At 39.8% G+C, this 16,875-nt stretch carries 11 protein-coding genes; 2 read left to right on the top strand and 9 right to left on the bottom strand.

Annotated features, from left to right (window positions below; genetic code table 11):
* Positions 1-355: 355 nt before the first annotated feature.
* Both HGR01_RS08230 and HGR01_RS08225 read left to right on the top strand, forming a co-directional pair.
* Positions 356-1,576 (top strand): HetZ-related protein, encoded by a 1,221-nt coding sequence (locus tag HGR01_RS08230; RefSeq protein WP_045869711.1) that lies wholly within the window; start codon positions 356-358, stop codon positions 1,574-1,576.
* Positions 1,577-2,177: 601 nt separating this feature from the next.
* Entirely contained in the window at positions 2,178-3,200 is a 1,023-nt protein-coding gene (locus HGR01_RS08225; RefSeq protein WP_081583864.1) for a transposase, read from the top strand.
* Between the two features lie 36 nt (positions 3,201-3,236).
* On the opposite strand, the gene HGR01_RS08220 is transcribed toward HGR01_RS08225, so the two are convergent.
* The 9 genes from HGR01_RS08220 to msrA form a co-directional block, all read right to left on the bottom strand.
* The gene (locus tag HGR01_RS08220) at positions 3,237-3,446 is read right to left on the bottom strand and encodes a Panacea domain-containing protein (RefSeq protein WP_235623030.1); all 210 of its coding nucleotides are present in this window, start codon (positions 3,444-3,446) and stop codon (positions 3,237-3,239) included.
* 129 nt (positions 3,447-3,575) lie between these two features.
* Positions 3,576-5,018 (bottom strand): cardiolipin synthase, encoded by a 1,443-nt coding sequence (gene cls, locus HGR01_RS08215; protein ID WP_045869574.1) that lies wholly within the window; start codon positions 5,016-5,018, stop codon positions 3,576-3,578.
* A gap of 21 nt (positions 5,019-5,039) precedes the next feature.
* Complete coding sequence (locus tag HGR01_RS08210) at positions 5,040-5,876, bottom strand: endonuclease/exonuclease/phosphatase family protein (RefSeq protein ID WP_052335139.1); 837 nt, start codon at positions 5,874-5,876, stop codon at positions 5,040-5,042.
* A 319-nt stretch (positions 5,877-6,195) separates the two neighbouring features.
* Entirely contained in the window at positions 6,196-7,287 is a 1,092-nt protein-coding gene (locus HGR01_RS08205) for a glycosyltransferase family 4 protein (RefSeq protein ID WP_045869575.1), read from the bottom strand.
* Between the two features lie 285 nt (positions 7,288-7,572).
* A complete protein-coding gene (speB, locus tag HGR01_RS08200; RefSeq protein ID WP_045869576.1) occupies positions 7,573-8,610 on the bottom strand; it encodes an agmatinase SpeB in 1,038 nt (345 codons plus the stop codon).
* Between the two features lie 174 nt (positions 8,611-8,784).
* Positions 8,785-11,166: a PAS domain S-box protein gene (locus tag HGR01_RS08195; RefSeq protein ID WP_052335140.1), complete on the bottom strand. Its 2,382-nt coding sequence runs from the start codon at positions 11,164-11,166 to the stop codon at positions 8,785-8,787.
* Between the two features lie 557 nt (positions 11,167-11,723).
* The gene (locus HGR01_RS08190; protein WP_081583967.1) at positions 11,724-13,586 is read right to left on the bottom strand and encodes an ATP-binding protein; all 1,863 of its coding nucleotides are present in this window, start codon (positions 13,584-13,586) and stop codon (positions 11,724-11,726) included.
* A 269-nt stretch (positions 13,587-13,855) separates the two neighbouring features.
* Entirely contained in the window at positions 13,856-15,628 is a 1,773-nt protein-coding gene (locus HGR01_RS08185; protein WP_045869577.1) for a M61 family metallopeptidase, read from the bottom strand.
* Between the two features lie 538 nt (positions 15,629-16,166).
* Positions 16,167-16,835 carry a peptide-methionine (S)-S-oxide reductase MsrA gene (gene msrA / locus HGR01_RS08180; RefSeq protein WP_045869578.1) on the bottom strand — a complete coding sequence of 223 codons (669 nt, stop codon included), beginning with the start codon at positions 16,833-16,835 and terminating at the stop codon, positions 16,167-16,169.
* Between the last annotated feature and the right edge of the window lie 40 nt (positions 16,836-16,875).

Here is a 16,875-nt window from a genome sequence, read left to right as displayed (position 1 = left end):
CAACCTAATTCGTCGATTTCGGAAAATCTAATTAAAAAAGCTCCAGTTTAACAATTGTCCTAAATACAGGGTGAAGAACGGCTAGAAGCAGCTGACGGCAAAGTTCGGCGCAGCAAGAGTTTTGGCTGATTTTAGATCATGATAAATCCCCTGTGCTACTAGTCATGAGGTTGCTTTTGAAAAAACCGACACAATACCTTCCCTGTAACCTTTTCAGATTGCCTACAGTCATATATGTGAGCGGTGCTCACAGGGAGTCTTGATGATGAATACAAAAATGTTCACCAATCAAGAAACAACTCAGGTGCTGAAACGACATTGTTATAAGGTGCAATACCATTTCCTGGAAAAAGTTATGAAAGCTAACCTTGCTAATCTACCAACTTCTACATCCGCTTTTGACTTCCAAGCTGCAACTGACGAAGTAATAGCCAGTAATATTAATACTTTGATGCAACTGCTAGTTGAAGAAATTCAAGCCCAAGTAAAAGCTGCACCTGGGTGTGTGCAAGCGGTAGCAAAACGCATAGCAAAGGAAGTGGAACGCATTTGTGATAAAAGCGCCCGCATCCAAACCTCGGGAGAAATCCAAGCTTGGCAGCTAACTTTAGCGAGACATCGTTTGCAAAAATGTCTGCGTTACTACCAACTGGGATCGCGCAGAGGTCGGGTAGAATTACATAGCAGTCTCGGTGCTATGGTTTACCGTCACGTGACTATTTCCGGCTCAGATATGGGATTTCAGGGTCGTTACAACCTGATTGAAGATTTTCTGCAAGCCTTTTATATCGAAGCTATCAAAGCTTTCCGTCGGGAAAATGAACTAGCTGAAGATTACACCCCACGCACTCAGTTACAATTAGCGGAATACATGGCATTTACAGAACAGTATGCCAAGCGCCGCATCAATTTACCTGGTAGCGCTAGTCAGCAGTTAATTATCTTACGCGCCCAAGGTTTTGCGCGTCGCCAGCCCCAAGAAACTACCGTAGATATTGAAATGGCGGTAGAGTCTGCTAAGAGTGAAGAAGGCGAAGCCTACCAGCGTAACTCGGCGGTACAACAGCTGAGATCCCAGATGATCGCCCAAACCAACTTCGATCCCTCAGAAGAATCAGAACGCGATCGCGTTATTACTGAGTTAATTAATTATCTTGAATCTCAAGGTCAATCTGACTGTGTAGATTACCTCACCTTGAAATTACAAGACCTATCTGCACCGGAAATTGACCAAATTCTTGGTCTCACCAGCCGTCAGCGCGATTATCTACAACAACGCTTTAAATATCATGTAGAAAAATTCGCCAAGCAACATCATTGGCAATTGGTACATCAATGGTTAGGTGCTGGTTTAGAGCATAGATTGGGCTTATCTGCTCAACAGTGGCAAACCTTTTTAGGTCTACTGACTGAACAGCAACAGCAAATTTTGCAGTTAAAAACAGCCAGACATAGCGACCAAGCGATCGCTAAAACACTTAAATGTACCCCCAAACAACTGCAAAAGCGTTGGACTCAACTGTTAGACCTAGCATGGGCTATCCGTAACGGCAATCTGGAAGTTCAAACAGGCTGATGAAGTGCAAGATTCAACTTTAAAATTCAAAATTCAAATGTACGCACTAGTACAAAAAGGCTGAATTATGAAAAGTAAAAAATGAATCTCAACACCAAATTTGTACGCTGTTTCTAGATTTTCAATTTTATTTTGATTTAACCTGTCATTTATTAATTAAGTGTTCAGGACATTTGCAAGTCGGAATTTTCAGATTTTAAGCTATTGTGTTTGTTATTTTCAAACAAACAGTTAATATTTTATTAAAGTCGCATTTTGACATTATTGAATACATCAATTAACCTCCATCCTCTCGCATAGCTGTAGAGAGAAATGGGGGTTAATTAATTTGGGATTTTGCGGAAAGTTGCGTGCGGGGGTTCCCCCCGTTGAGCAAACTTTCCTTGGCGTAGCCTCTCCCTTTGGGAGAAGACAGATTTTGGATTGATTTTTATTAATGTTTACAGCTAATGTAATTTTAATTTATTAGGACTAACGCATTGACAGAATGATAAAATAATGCGTTAAGAAAAAAGTGTTGTCTACAAATAGGTATCGGACAATCAGAGAAATCAGTAAACTCTCAACAGCACAATGCAATCTGGAACATTACACTCTATTTTTGTTATCGGAACCGAAGCATGGAGGATGCAGTAGGTTAGCAGAAATATTGGGGAATGTTTCACATGATAGTGTGAACCGTTTTTTGTTGAGGGAGAGATACGCTCCCTATGATTTGTTCAGTACGGTAAAGACTATTATTAACTTGACAGGAGGGATTTTAAGTGTAGACGACACAGTCATAGAAAAACTGTACAGTAATCCAAAATATGCAGAATTAATCGGTTATTTTTGGTCAGGTAAATATCATAAAAGTATCAAAGGGATAAATTTAATTACGCTGTATTACAGCGACATACATGGAAGCTCAGTACCAATAAATTACAGAATATACGATAAAAAGGAGGGGAAAACGAAGAACGATTATTTCCAAGAGATGCTAATTGAAGTAATTGATTGGGGTGTAAAACCAAGGCTAGTAACAGGAGATAGTTGGTACTCAGGAGTAGAAAACTTAAAATTTTTAAGAAACCAGAAATTGGGTTTTCTATTTGGGGTTGAGAAAAATAGAACTGTCTCTAATGAACCAGGAAAGTATTGCCAAGTAAGTGGTTTAGAGATTCCTGATGAAGGGTTGGTAACTCATCTGAGAGAATTTGGATTTATCAAATTGTTTAGGAAAGTCTTCAAAAAAGAAGACTCTAGACATTATATATTGTATCTACCAGATGCTGAAGCTCTTCAGCAAATAACTCGCAGTGAATTTGTGACAATTCATGATACTCATTGGGGAATAGAAAGTTTTCACAGAGCAATAAAACAAGTATGTGGAATTTGTCGATTTATGGTGAGCCAGTGCGTTGGGCGGGTCTCCCGACTTGAAGCAACTGGCGAACCCGTAAGGGTTAGAGATAGCCATGCAATTAAAACACACATATTTTGCTCACTTCAAGCATTTGTTCGTTTAGAGCTAATGCGGTCTGAAAACATCATTTCTAATTGGTATGAATTACAAAGAAACTTGTTTACTTTAGTTGTGCGTGATTATATTGTGGACAATCTCACCAATACTTGTGCTGCCTAGTACACATCAATAATATTTTTTGTCAATGCGTTAGTCCTAATTCTTATACTTTTGGTACAAAGAAGGAATCACAGGGCCATGTACCCATGCTTGAAAATCTTCTGGGAATAGAGGAGTTTCATGGAGTGCAAGATGCCAAGCTTGAGCATAGTAAACAAGCTTTTGCAGCTTCAGATTACTAATGAAAGCGCCTGTTTCATTTGCTAACCAGATAAAATAATCTGCTACTTGAAAACATGACAGCACTGTAAGCACCTCCTTCAACCTGGTAAATCATTAGCTAGCTTTGATACTCTCTCAGACAAAAGGCTATAAAAAATTTTCTTTCCTTATATAGTTTAATTGTACTATTTTAATTCTGTTTTGCTCTGTCTTTCATAGCAACGGCATCAGTAACCGAGATATTCGCACAGCTAACTTAAACCACAGAGGCTTTCTTTTATATTCTGAGAAATCAACAGCAACAGAAACTGCTAAATCATCCTTTAACATTTTCTCTACACTGGCTACAAATTGGGGTGCAGCCACAAAACCCATAACTTCAAAGTTGAGGAAGAATGAACGATTATCTAAGTTCACCGTTCCTACCCCTGCCATATCATCATCAATAAGGATAATTTTTTGATGCATGAATCCATGTTTGTAGCGATAAAGTTTGATTCCAAATGCTTCCATTTCGCTATAGTAGGAAAAAGAACAGAGATAAACGAATAAATGATCGGGGCGATTTGGTAAGAGGATTCGCACATCTACACCGCGCATAGCAGCGAGTTTCAATGCTGTTAAAGTAGCGTCATCTGGGACAAAATAAGGAGTCGCAATCCATAGGCGAGTTTGAGCTTCATTGATGGCATTGACAAAGAAAAGATTACAGGCTTTTAAACGATCTGCGGGGCCTGTGGGAAGTACAAATGCACTTTGATTGAGTTCGCGATTCGGTTTAATCTGCCAACTGACATCAAGTAATTGGCGAGTCGCCCAATACCAATCTTGCAGAAAAGATGCTTGTAAGCTTTGGACAGTTGGCCCTTGAAGTTTCATGTGAGTATCTCGCCAAGGGCTAAGGCGGGGATTTTTTCCTAAATATTCGTCGCCAATATTTAAACCACCAACAAAAGCTATTTCTCCATCTACTACTAAAATTTTACGGTGGTTACGAAAGTTGAGTTGGAAGCGATTACCTTTACCTTTGGTGGTGTGAAAAGCACTAACTTGAATACCAGATTTGCGGAGAGATTGAAGATAAGAACGAGATAATTTGTTAGAACCTATTTCATCGTAGAGAAAGTAAATATTAACTCCTTGCTGGGCTTTCGCAATTAATGCTTCTTTAAACTTATGACCGGCTTGGTCATCATTAACGATGTAAGATTGCAGCAAAATATAATTGGTGGCGAAGGCGATCGCACTCAACATAGCTTCATAAGTTCTCTTACCATCAATCAGCAATTCGGCTGCGTTACCTGATGTAAAAGGAATCCCTGTAAATGTCTCGGCTAATGGCTGCAAAGTCGCTATTTTGTCTGATAGCGGGACTTTAAATTTGGCAATATCATTGTATGTTTGACGAGCTAGCTTATGGTGCTGTGCATAAACTAAGCGCAAGGCTTCTCCATATCCATGAAATTTAGTTCTACCTAAAATCCAATACAAGGGAATAGCTAGCCAAGGAAAGGTAACTAAAGAAATTCCCCAAGCGATCGCACCTTGAGAAGAACGAACATTCATCACGGCATGAGCTGCATGGGCGATTCCTAAAGCATGAACCACAACTGTAGCTGCACTAAAAAAAGTTATAGCACCAGTATCTATAAGCATTCCCAATTTATATTAATTATTTTAATTATTGATATAACTAAATTCTGCCAATAATGGCTTGTGATCTGATGAATTAATATTTTCTAGTACTTTGGCGCTGGCTTGTTGTTCATTGAGTCCTCGGTAAAATATATAGTCTAAAGGTGGTGATAACAAGAAGCGTTTAATTTTTTTACTTTGGTGAGGCGCAAAAGCTACTGGCATTAATCCCAAGCTAGTAGCTACTTTATATAAAAGTAATGCTCGTTTTCGACTCCAAGTGTTAAAATCTCCGGCAAAGATTATTGGCCCTTGATGGGTAGATAGGGCAGTTTCTAATTCATGTAGTTGAGTTTTAAACTTACTAATATTTACAAAATTTATTAAATGGCTATTGATAGTTAAAAGGCTATCTTGGTGATGAGATAGAGGATATTCAGTCATTAGAGAAACTTTAGGAGTCTTAATAATTGGTTCATAATGTTTTGTGATGATAGCTCTCTTTTTTAAGGGACTAATTTTAGCTGCCGTGAAAATTCCCGCATAAGTTTGATGATGAGCATCAATAAAGTTAGGCGCAAAATTCCAACTCATATTTATCAATTCTGCGACTTTCTCTGCATCTACATCTAGGCGGAATTCTTGTAAGAAAATTAGGTCTGGTTGATATTCCTCAAGAATATTGAAAAAATCCTGTAACCAAGTTTTGTCATAATTTTTCTTGGCAATATTCCAGTTCAGGACTTTAATCGATTGCACATCTAGCGCTGTTTGAATAACGTGGATGCTGTCAATCGTAGATTCTTGTGTTCGCAGAAATCTATGAGAAGGAACAAATTTTTTGGCGAAAGTGCCTACGTGCTGTTTAATACTAGACATTATTAATACTTAATATGACTTTATCTAGCTTAACCATACTCTTGTGAGGGTGTGGTGACTGCTGACTGTTGACTGTTGACTGTTGACTGTTGACTGTTGACTGTTGACTGTTGACTGTTGACTGTTGACTGTTGACTGTTGACTGTTGACTGTTGACTGTTGACTGTTGACTGTTAACAGATAACGTAGTTGATTATTCCGGAAAAAATAAAAGCTCCCGTATTAGGGGAGCAGATATAGATTGATTATTTACTGTTTAGTTTGTACAAGTTTGAAGGCTTTTGAAGGCTAAGGAAGATTTGCTGACAGAAATTTCTGACTAGCGTTTTAAAGATGTGAGAGATTCTAAAGAGTTTCTGATCGCAGCATTGAACCAATGTCTGAAGTTGCGATCGCCAACGATTTTTTCGTAGACTGCTTCATAGCCATCAACCATTTGGGTGACGCTAAATTTAGTCTCGACATGTTCGCGGCATTTTTGGCGACTGAGTTTCAACGCTTTAGGAATCATATCTGCCATTTCGTCGTAACTTTGGCAAACATAACCAGTCACGCCATTAGCAATTACTTCTGACACAGAACCCATATTCATGGCGATCACTGGTGTACCAGTCGCCATAGATTCAGCCATCACCAACCCAAAGGGTTCGCACCAGGTGATAGGGAACAGAGTAATTGCTGCATTACCCAACAGTTCAGCTTTTTGTCCGTGATTAACTTCGCCTAAAAATTCTATTTGCTTACCATCTATATGGGGAGCAACTTCTTCTTCAAAAAACTTTTTATCGACTACATCGACCTTACCAGCCATTTTCAAGCGCCAACCTGTCTTTTTGGCAATGGCGATCGCATGTTGTGGCCCTTTCTCCGGTGAGAAGCGTCCCAGGAAGGCTAAATATGGTGGATCTTGGGGTTCAGCAAAAAATGGGAATTTTTCGACGCTGATACCGTTATAAACAGTGGCAGCATAATTAAGATTTAACAACCGTTGAGCATCACTAATGCTGATGAATGGTTGCGTTTTGTATTGTCGAAATACTTTAGTATTGTCGTTGGTAAAAATACCATGCAAGGTATGCACTGTTGGGGTGGAGACAACACTCGCTAAAGGTAACGACCAAACGCCAACATGGGAGTGAATAATATCGAACTCATCAGCGCGTTGGAACACTTCCCCAACATGCATGAGTTCATACATGATGGGTTCTTTAATGCTAGTATCCAAACGCAAAGCACGCGGACTTCCAGCTTCTAAACGAGCTAGAGTTTGAGAATCACCGGATGCAAATAGTGTCACTTCATGACCTCTGCGTACCAGTTCATCGGTCAAACGGCTCACTACAAGCTCTGTTCCACCGTAGGTTACAGGCGGAACTTGTTCCCACAGGGGTGCGATTTGTGCGATTTTCATAGCTGTATAGGGTTCAGAAGTCAAAAGCCCCTGTCACTTGGACTTTATTTGAGATATGGGAAGACAATTCTTCCTCGATATCTGCAATTGACTTTCACTTTCATTGCCGCGAACTTGGCAAATTGGGTGAGTAGAACCGAAAAACTCATCTCCAGTGAGTGTAATTTGAGTTCACGTTTTTAATCTGACAGACCAACGAATATTTATGCATCTGTCTAAAGGCAGTTGTTTTTTAGCAGTACACATGATAAGCAATCGGGGATTTTCAGCCCACGATTGCCCGATTTATCGCCACGATAAATCCATGAAATTCGCTAGTTTGTAAACGATTCGCGCCCCGACATTACCATCCCACTCAGCATCACCGACTTCGCAGACATCAAAGCCAATAATTTTTCTGCCACTCTTTACTAATTCGCGGAACAGGCAAAACGCTTGTTCTAACTCCAAGCCACCAGGAACCGGAGTCCCTGTACTTGGGCAGAGTTTAGGATCTAAACCATCAACATCAAAGCTGACGTGAACGCATTCCGGTAAATGGCTGACAATTTCTTGACACAAATTAATCCAAGTTGTTCCCGAATAGAGTTTTTGTTTGATAGCTGGGTCGTAATAAGCGATGATGCGATCGCCCGATTCGTCAATTATTTGCACTTCATCGTGGCAAATATCCCGCAAACCCACCTGGACTAACTTGCTAATCTGCGGTATTTTCATGGCGTTAAACATAATCGACGCATGAGAAAACTCAAAGCCCTCGTATGCATCCCGTAAATCTGCGTGGGCATCTAAGTGTAAAATGCCATAATCAGGGTACTTAGCTGCTAAAGCTTGAAAATATCCTAAAGGCGAACTGTGATCGCCCCCAATCACCGCGACTCGCTTACCATCATTAATTGCTTTTTGGCAATTCTCAAACAACCATTGATTTACTTGTTGCGAAGCCTGATTAATTTCCGTAAGCACAGGTGTTAAATCTGGCGCATCTGTCAGTGCTTTCCCTTGGGCGAGGCGTTCGATAATTTTTGCAGCTAAACCTCGATAATATTCATTTTTTTCTAAAATATCCTGGGGAATTTCCATCATGAAAATTCCTTGTTTCCAACCATCAGAGTTATCAAAATCAAATAAATCTAATTGAATGGATGCATCCAAAATCTGCTGCGGGCCGTTGGCGGTTCCTGCGCCATAAGAAACTGTAACTTCCCAAGGTACAGCAAACACAATCAGGTTTGCCGATTCGTAATCGAAGGGTAAACCTAAGAGGTTACCATTAATTTCACCTACGCCACTGGGATTGTAGTCTAAAAGGGGATTATTCATAACACCTGATGATGAGAAAAACACTAATAACCATGTTAGGCATTGAGCTTTAATAGCTTAACGCTCTAGAGATGGGTTTTCAATTCAGCAAAGAGAATAGCAGGTAATATTTTTATCCAGAGAAAGACAAATGACAGCCCTAACTAATTATCTTTAAATGCACCGCCCTACTTATTACTTATTCATCTGTGCAACTGGAATTTCAATGATAAATTCTGCTCCCTCGTTGGGTGAGGAAATACACTGTAACGAACCACCATGTTGCTCAGTAATAATTTGATAGCTAATAGACAAACCTAAACCAGTACCTTTACCTACAGCTTTGGTAGTAAAAAACGGGTCAAATAACTTTTGCCTAACTTGCTCGGGAATACCAGGGCCATTATCGATAATGCGGATAACTATTTGTTTGCTGGGTAGCTGTTGAGTACAAATGCTAATTTGTGGCTGGTTATGTGTAAGTTTTCCTTGGATTAATGAATCTTCTAATGCATCTAAAGCATTTGCCAAAATATTTAAAAATACTTGATTCAGCGGCCCAGCATAACACTCAACTAAAGGTAAATTGCCATAATCTTTAATTACTTGAATTTGTGGCTGGTTGGGCTTTAGTTTCAAGCGATGATCTAAAATCATCAAGGTACTTTCGATACCTTTGTGAATATCTACTGCTTTCAATTCAGCTTCGTCTAGTCGCGAGAAAGTCCGCAGAGAATCCACAATTTGACGGATACGCCCGGCACCTGCTTCCATAGAAGAAAACATTTTTGGTAAGTCATCTATTAAAAAATCAAGGTCAAGAGCTTCAATTTCTTGTTGAATTTCTTCTACAGGATTTGGGTAGTTGCTTTGGTAAAGCTGAATTAGATTGAGCAGTTGGTGAGTATAGCTGTTAGCGTGAGCTAGATTGCCATAAATAAAATTGACTGGATTATTGATTTCGTGGGCAACTCCAGCTACTAATTGACCTAGAGAAGACATTTTCTCACTCTGGATGAGTTGGGATTGAGTAGTTTGCAATTGTTTGAGAGTCTGCGCTAGTTCTATTGCTTGCTGCTGGAGTAGCGCTTCTGCTTGTTTTCGAGCCGTAATATCGCGAATGATACCTTGAAAACTGACAACCCCTTCATTAGTATCAATTACGGGGGAAGTATTGGATGTAATCCAGCCGTAAGTGCCATCTTTACGTTTAACTCTTACCTCAAGTCCAGCTTGTTTTTGGCTTGTTTGGGCAACTTTGTGCAGAAACTCCATAAAATTTGGCACATCGTCTGGATGAATCATCGGCATGAAAGATTGCCCCAGAAATTCTGATATTTCATATCCAAACATACGCGTGAAGTTAGGAGAAAGATAACTAAATATGCCATCAAGTGTCATGGCATAAATTGCATCGTTAGCATTTTCTACCAAGCTACGAAACTTGGCTTCGCTGGCTGTGAGTGCAGCCTGAATTTGTTTCTGCTCTGTAATATCTTCTCGAATTACTAGCAAATATTTGGGCTGACCTTGAGAATCGATAATGGGAGTTTTTCTAATATGCAAAATGCGGGTTTTACCATTGCCACTTTTTGGGTGAACTATCTCTTCCGGAATTTCTATAACTTTTTTGCTAGTTAGTGCTTCTTGATCTCGCTGGGTAAAAAAATCAGCTTCTGCTTGAGGAAATAAATCATAATCAGTCTTGCCTAATATTTCATCAGCGCTGGCACCAACCAACTCTTGGGCGGCGCGATTGCATAAAACAAAACGCAGATCACTAGCATCTTTAACAAAGACTGCTATAGGCATTGCTTGAATTACAGAACACATAAATTGTTGAGCAGTTTGTAGTTGCGCTTCTGCTTGCTTACGCTCAGTAATATCTGTATGAACACCAACTAAAGCAATAATCTTACCAGTCCGGTCTTTGATAGCATCTGCCCGTAAATCGATTTGCATTGTTTTACCACTAGCTTGTTGCATAGTAATTTCACCGCGCCAAGACTGACCGTTACCAATAGCAGTGAAGACACTTTGTGCTTGCTCTGGGTTGTTGTAAACTGCGACTGGCCCGCCAGCAGCATTCAGTGCGTCAACTGTATAACCGAACAAATTAATAAAGGCAGGATTTTGATAAATTGACTTACCTGTAACATCCGCTATTCCAATAGCATCACTAACGCTTTCCACCGCCTTACTAATGCGTAATAAGGCTTGTTCCGTCTTGATGCGCTCAATAATTTCATGTGAAAGGTCTTTATTAATAGCTTTTAACTGAGCCGGACTCGGTAGTGTGAGAGCTTGAGGGATGAGGTGAATTAATGTAAATGCTGTATATATGGAAATAATGGCAGTAAAAGCTTTTAGAACCCCTGCAATCCAGTAATCGGGATGCCAAAGCGTCCAAATTTCCATCCAATGTCCAGTACCACAGGCAAGGATAAAAGCACTAAATAAGAGAAAAACTCCATTAAAAGGGACATCTTTGCGTTTAGAAATCAGGTAAAGCAGTAGCAGAGGAATAGAATAATAAGCCAAGGCAATTGTCGCGTCAGAAATAATGTGGAGCCACACTAGTCCTGTTTTCCAGAGATAACAATGCCCATGAGGAATGAAACTGTTTACATGGGAGGGATAGTGAAAAAATCCGAACATCATAATAGTTGAATTTTGAATTGTGAATTCCTTATAGATGGTGTTGATTTAGCAGCTTCAGGAAGTGCTACTGCTGCAGGGAAGTGTAAGTAGTAGGTAAACAATTACATCATTGATTGTGACTTCATAGAACTTATGTGACTTACCATCCGAAAGCTCTAGATATGTCGTTTCCGTTGGCATCTAAATGCTCCTGTTGACAGAAAATAGGGCTGAATTGGTTAATTAAGCTGTTGGCAACTATCTAATCTCAGTATTTGTTCTATGCTATTGATTCATGCCAGTAGCCTTGCTTACCAAAGCCTGCAGTTCTGTTATAACCAACCAAAACTATATTTGAGTAGAAGAATAATTATAGAAAAAATCAATAAAGTTGAGTAGTTACACCCTCAGCAACACATGAATAATTCGTCAAAGCGCGCAAATATGAGCCTGAAATTCATGTATCGGTCGCATAATTTTTTGAACCTGGTAATCTATCCAAAACTAATTTTTACAGGAGATATTTCACAACTGGGATATATACTCGAACTGCTCTTTAGAGATGATACTTCAGGAGGTTGTAAGCGAATGGGAAGACAAATCATAAATTCTGTACCGCTTCCTACCTCTGATTGACAGGTTAATTGTCCCCTGTGTTTCTCAACGACAATTTGATAACTAATTGAAAGTCCCATTCCCGTACCCACACCCCTGGGTTTTGTGGTGAAGAAAGTTTCAAAAATTTTTGCTTGATTTTCTAGGGGAATACCAGAAGCATTATCTGTAATGCGAAGAACTACAGAGTTATTATCTTGGCGTTCAGTGGCGATCGCAATTTTTCGTGGTTCTTGAATATTATCTTTTTCGTCTAATGCATCTAACGCATTGTTGAGGATATTCATGAATACCTGATATAGTGAACCAGCAAAACCTTCAATCTCAGGAATATCGCCATAGTTACGCTCAACTGTAATCCCTTTTTTGATGCGGTTATTGAGAATAAGTAGCGTACTATCAATACATTCGTGCAAATTTACAGTATGGGCTTGTGCTTCTTCTAGACGGGAAAAGTTTTTCAAACTCAATACAATTTGACGGACGCGATCGGCACCAAATTTCATTGACTGCAAAACTTTAGGTAAATCTTCTTCCACAAATTCCACATCAATTTCATCAGCATAATCTTGCACTGCTAGAGGCGGATGAGGAATTTCTTGGGCATAAATTCGCAACAATTCTAATAAATCATCTACATGATGAATAGCTGGTTCTAAATTACCATAGATAAAATTTACTGGATTGTTAATTTCGTGAGCAACACCAGCTACCATTCGTCCTAAGCTAGACATTTTCTCACTTTGAACTAACTGGGCTTCTTGTAGTTGCTGCTGACGGAGGGCTGCGGCTTGTTGCTCTTCTAGTAAGCTTTTGACTTTTTGTAAAACTTGGTTAAAACTATCGCTCAATATTCCAATTTCATCGTTTGCTGTCACAGGGATTTGCAAATCAAAGTTGGATTCTTTGGTAACCCTCTGTGCCATATTTGTTAGGGCTTGAACCGGGCGAGTAATGGTACGACTCGTTAACACTGCTAACAGCGCTGCGATCGCCACTGATAACAGAATACTACCAATTATGATGTGTAGCCGCATTTTTTCTGCTGTATTAAATTCACTAGTTGCGGCTTTTAATTCTCCATAAGAATTATTAATAATGGTGACAAGTTCATCAGAAATGCCATCCAATTTGAGTGCTAATTCACTATTAGTAAATTTTAATAATTGTTGTTGCGCGATGACAATTTTCTCTGGAGTAAGTGGCGATAAATTAATTTGCTGAACTAGTGTATCAAGCTCCTGTAAATAAGTGTGTGCTACACCATCATAGGTTTTGAGCAAGTGAGGAATATGCTCGGTATGATTGTTGTCTATATAATTCGATGTTTTTGTGTAGGTTTGTAGTTGTGACCAAACCTGCTTAATCTGTGGCCCATGTACATGAGTAATATGGCTGTATTCTTCTTTGTATAATTCCGGATTTCCTAGTAATGGGATTAGTTGTTGTTGATGCGTGCGAGTTTGAAGAACACTTGTCTGGAGGCGATAAAGTATATTCAGTTCCCTAAAGGCATTTTCTTGTTTTTCCAAGGCTCGTTGCTGATAGCGATCGCCCAAAACTAACCCAGCCGTAGTTCCGAAAATTCCCACACCCAGCGCCAGAGCATAACCTAGTTTAATTTTATTACCAATACTTAAACCATTAACTATCGCTGACAACCACCCTTTGCGGCTTACCTTTGGGGCAGTTGTATCATGGGAAACTGGTGGTAAATCTGAACCATTAGTTTGCAAATTCATAGCACTCTTTTTAAAAATGATCTTTATTTAGAGTTCCCCATTTGCTTTGTCAAAATTTGAGTCCACCAGTTTCCATGAAAAGAGTCAAGAGTTGGAACAAGAGAAAAGGTTCAAGGGGAAAGAAAAAATACACAACCCTTCCCCCTTCCCCCTTTCCTCTTTCCCCGACTTTTGCAAGAAGTCTAGTTATGAAAACATTTCTCCCTCATCCCCAGTCCCCAGTCCCCATTACCCCTTATCCCCAGAGGGGGCCCCGAGTTCCCCAATCCCTATACCCTAACCCCTAACCATCCAGCCAAATTCTCTTGCTGAACAGAATCGGGATTATGTATGGAAATCACCTGATAGCGGATAGGACGTGGCTCGGCTAAAGTGACATTAACAGAACGGAGTAGGTCTTGGTGGAAAACTGCCACCTGAATGGTATCTTGAGCTTGGAAATCTTTGAGGCGATCGCTTAAATTATTTGCTGTTACTTTAATACCATTAATCGCTAGTAGCTCATCACCTGGATCGATTCCTGCTTTTTGTGCTGGGGAACCAGCCTCCACAAACTTAATTATCTCTTTGCCATTTTCACTATTTACCTTGATACCTAAATAAGGTTCTTCTTCTGGCTCTGCCGCTAATTTTAAACCAAATGGTTCTAAATACTCGTTAAAAGGTAACTCTTCTGTCCCATCAAGATACCGTTTAAAGAAATCTCCTAAATCTATATCGGCTACCGATTCAATTACACTTTGCAACTGTTCTGGAGTAAAGCCAATTTCTGCTTGGCCAAATTGTTGCCACATTTGCCGCATTATATCATCAAGGGAACGTTGATTACGATGTTTAGCACGAATTAACAAATCTAATAAAAGGGTAACCATTGCCCCTTTCAAATAATAAGAGATTTGTGAATTACCACTATTAGCATCTGGACGATAAAGTTTAATCCAAGCATCAAAACTTGATTCCGAAAGCGGTTGTATTTTCCTTCCTGGAGTAGTCAGAAATCGAGTAATTTCCTTACTCAAATGGTTTAAATATGATTTACTATCATAAATTCCTGCCCACAGTGGAATTAGCAAATCATAATGACTCGTAGTTCCTTCACAGAACCATAGTGATGGCGTATAGTTTTCTTGATCGTAATCAAAAACCTCTAAAGCTTTGGGACGAATGCGCTTGACATTCCACAAGTGAAAAAATTCATGTGCTACCAATTGCATAAACCGCTCATATTTGTCTTGAGCGCGAAATCCAAAACGTTGATAGATTAAAGAGCAACTATTTTTATGCTCTAAACCTCCATAGGCTTGGTGAAATAAATGTAATAGAAACACATATCTTTGATATGGCAAACCACCAAATATATCTGCTTCTACTTGAATGATTTTTTGGATATCAGCAATGGCTCGCTCTGGTTCTAAATTTCCTTGTCCCCAGATAGCTAATTCATGAGGTTTTCCTAAGGCTATAAATTGATATACTTGATGGCTACCAATTTCAAAAGGACTATCAACTAAGGTGTCAAAATCAGCAGCATAAAAAGTATTACTGGCTTCAGCATCCGCAGGTAAAGGACTCGTTACCTGCCATTCTGGGTATGGCGGTACAATGGTGACGCGGATTGGTTGCTGATCCCAACCTGGTAATCTAAAAAACAGTGCAGCACCATTAAAATAGCCGTGAGTGATATCTAAGTGATTGGTTCTTACCGATAGCTCATTCGCAAAAATGCGGTAACGAATAGTTAATTCAGAAACATTACTTTTATCTATTTGCCAATGATTTTTACTTTTTTTCCACCAAGGTAAAGGTTGATCGTTAGCAAAAGCAGCAAAATCTTGTAAATTTTTAGCGTATTCTCGCACCAAATAGGAGCCAGGTGTCCATACTGGGAGTTTGAGATCCAAAATTGGTGATGTATAGTTAACAAGATGTAAAGTTACCTCAAACAGATGTGTTTCTGGTTGAGGCATTGCCACCTGATAATGTATGGTCGGTAAGCGTTCTTGAATGAAGGTGTCGGAACGAGGCGCTGTGACTTCAGTCATCTTGAGTCCTAAGTTCTGCGAATTAATTTATAAACTAAATCTTAAATCTGTAGGGTGTGCTATTCAGCGCTACACTTTGGTGAAAACCTGGTGCGCCTACAACACTCTATCTGAATTTAATCTGTAAAAATAAAAATTGAAAGCCTAAATTTCCGGCAAATTTCAGGAAACTTTGATGATCTATCCGATTAAATAGGATGCGTTACGCTGGCGTAACGCATCCTACTGGCGTGGCAAGGCTAAAATGTTGCAATAATTTTTATTGTGGGGTGGACATCTTGTCCGCCCCGGACGGGTGAGACACCCATCCCACAAGAGTTTTTTTCATGCACTATTTTAGTCTTGTCAATCCACTACGCTGATTTAATAAGAGTACTCCAAGTAAAAAAATGCTCAATTGTCATTGCGAATGGAGCGAAGCGGAATGAAGCAATCGCAAGGGCTGAGATTGCTTCTCTGCGAGACGCTACGCGAACGCTACACTCCGTTTCGCTCGCAATGACAGGTTTTGGATCGTTTATTTTTTGGAACACTCTAATTAACTGCTCAGTTGTGATTCAGCAATTCCTACAGGACAAGAAACATTTGTCCCGCCTAAGCCGCAATAGCCATTGGGGTTTTTAGCCAGGTACTGCTGATGGTATTCTTCGGCGTAGTAGAATTCAGGCGCATCTAAAATTTCTGTGGTAATTTTGCCGTAGCCTGCATCTTTGAGCGCTTGCTGATATGCGTCGCGTGATGCTTCTGCTAGCTGCTTTTGGGTTTCCGAATAGACGTAAATTCCAGAACGATATTGAGTCCCAACATCATTACCTTGGCGCATCCCTTGGGTAGGGTTGTGGCTTTCCCAAAAAACTTTCAGCAGTTCACCATAACTAATGACTTTGGGGTCAAACACAACCAATACTACCTCGTTATGACCAGTCAATCCGGTACATACTTCTTGGTAAGTAGGGTTGGGTGTGAATCCAGCCGCATAGCCAACGGCTGTGGTGTAAACTCCTTTAAGCTGCCAGAATTTACGTTCTGCACCCCAAAAACAGCCTAAACCAAATAAAGCTGTTTCTAATCCATCGGCAAAAGGTGGCTTGAGAGGATTACCATTAACATAATGATGAGCAGGTACCGGCATTGTTGCTGCTCTTCCTGGTAAAGCTTCCTCGCGGGTAGGTATTACTGTTTTCTTGCCAAATCCAAATAATCCCATTGATTTTGATGTTGATTTCTCATAAATGTCTTTACCTTAC

The sequence above is a fragment of the Tolypothrix sp. PCC 7712 genome, assembly GCF_025860405.1.
GTDB lineage: Bacteria > Cyanobacteriota > Cyanobacteriia > Cyanobacteriales > Nostocaceae > Aulosira > Aulosira diplosiphon.
The sequence above is the reverse complement of the archived record's forward strand: the minus strand, read 5'-3'. Positions and strand labels throughout refer to the sequence as shown.

Excerpts from the sequence above, each read along its gene's own strand:
- HGR01_RS08230 (WP_045869711.1), top strand. The coding sequence starts at position 356 with ATGAAAGCTAACCTTGCTAATCTACCAACTTCTACATCCGCTTTTGAC.
- cls (WP_045869574.1), bottom strand. The coding sequence starts at position 5,018 with ATGCTTATAGATACTGGTGCTATAACTTTTTTTAGTGCAGCTACAGTT.
- HGR01_RS08210 (WP_052335139.1), bottom strand. The coding sequence starts at position 5,876 with ATGTCTAGTATTAAACAGCACGTAGGCACTTTCGCCAAAAAATTTGTT.
- HGR01_RS08205 (WP_045869575.1), bottom strand. The coding sequence starts at position 7,287 with ATGAAAATCGCACAAATCGCACCCCTGTGGGAACAAGTTCCGCCTGTA.
- speB (WP_045869576.1), bottom strand. The coding sequence starts at position 8,610 with ATGAATAATCCCCTTTTAGACTACAATCCCAGTGGCGTAGGTGAAATT.
- HGR01_RS08190 (WP_081583967.1), bottom strand. The coding sequence starts at position 13,586 with ATGAATTTGCAAACTAATGGTTCAGATTTACCACCAGTTTCCCATGAT.
- HGR01_RS08185 (WP_045869577.1), bottom strand. The coding sequence starts at position 15,628 with ATGACTGAAGTCACAGCGCCTCGTTCCGACACCTTCATTCAAGAACGC.
- msrA (WP_045869578.1), bottom strand. The coding sequence starts at position 16,835 with ATGGGATTATTTGGATTTGGCAAGAAAACAGTAATACCTACCCGCGAG.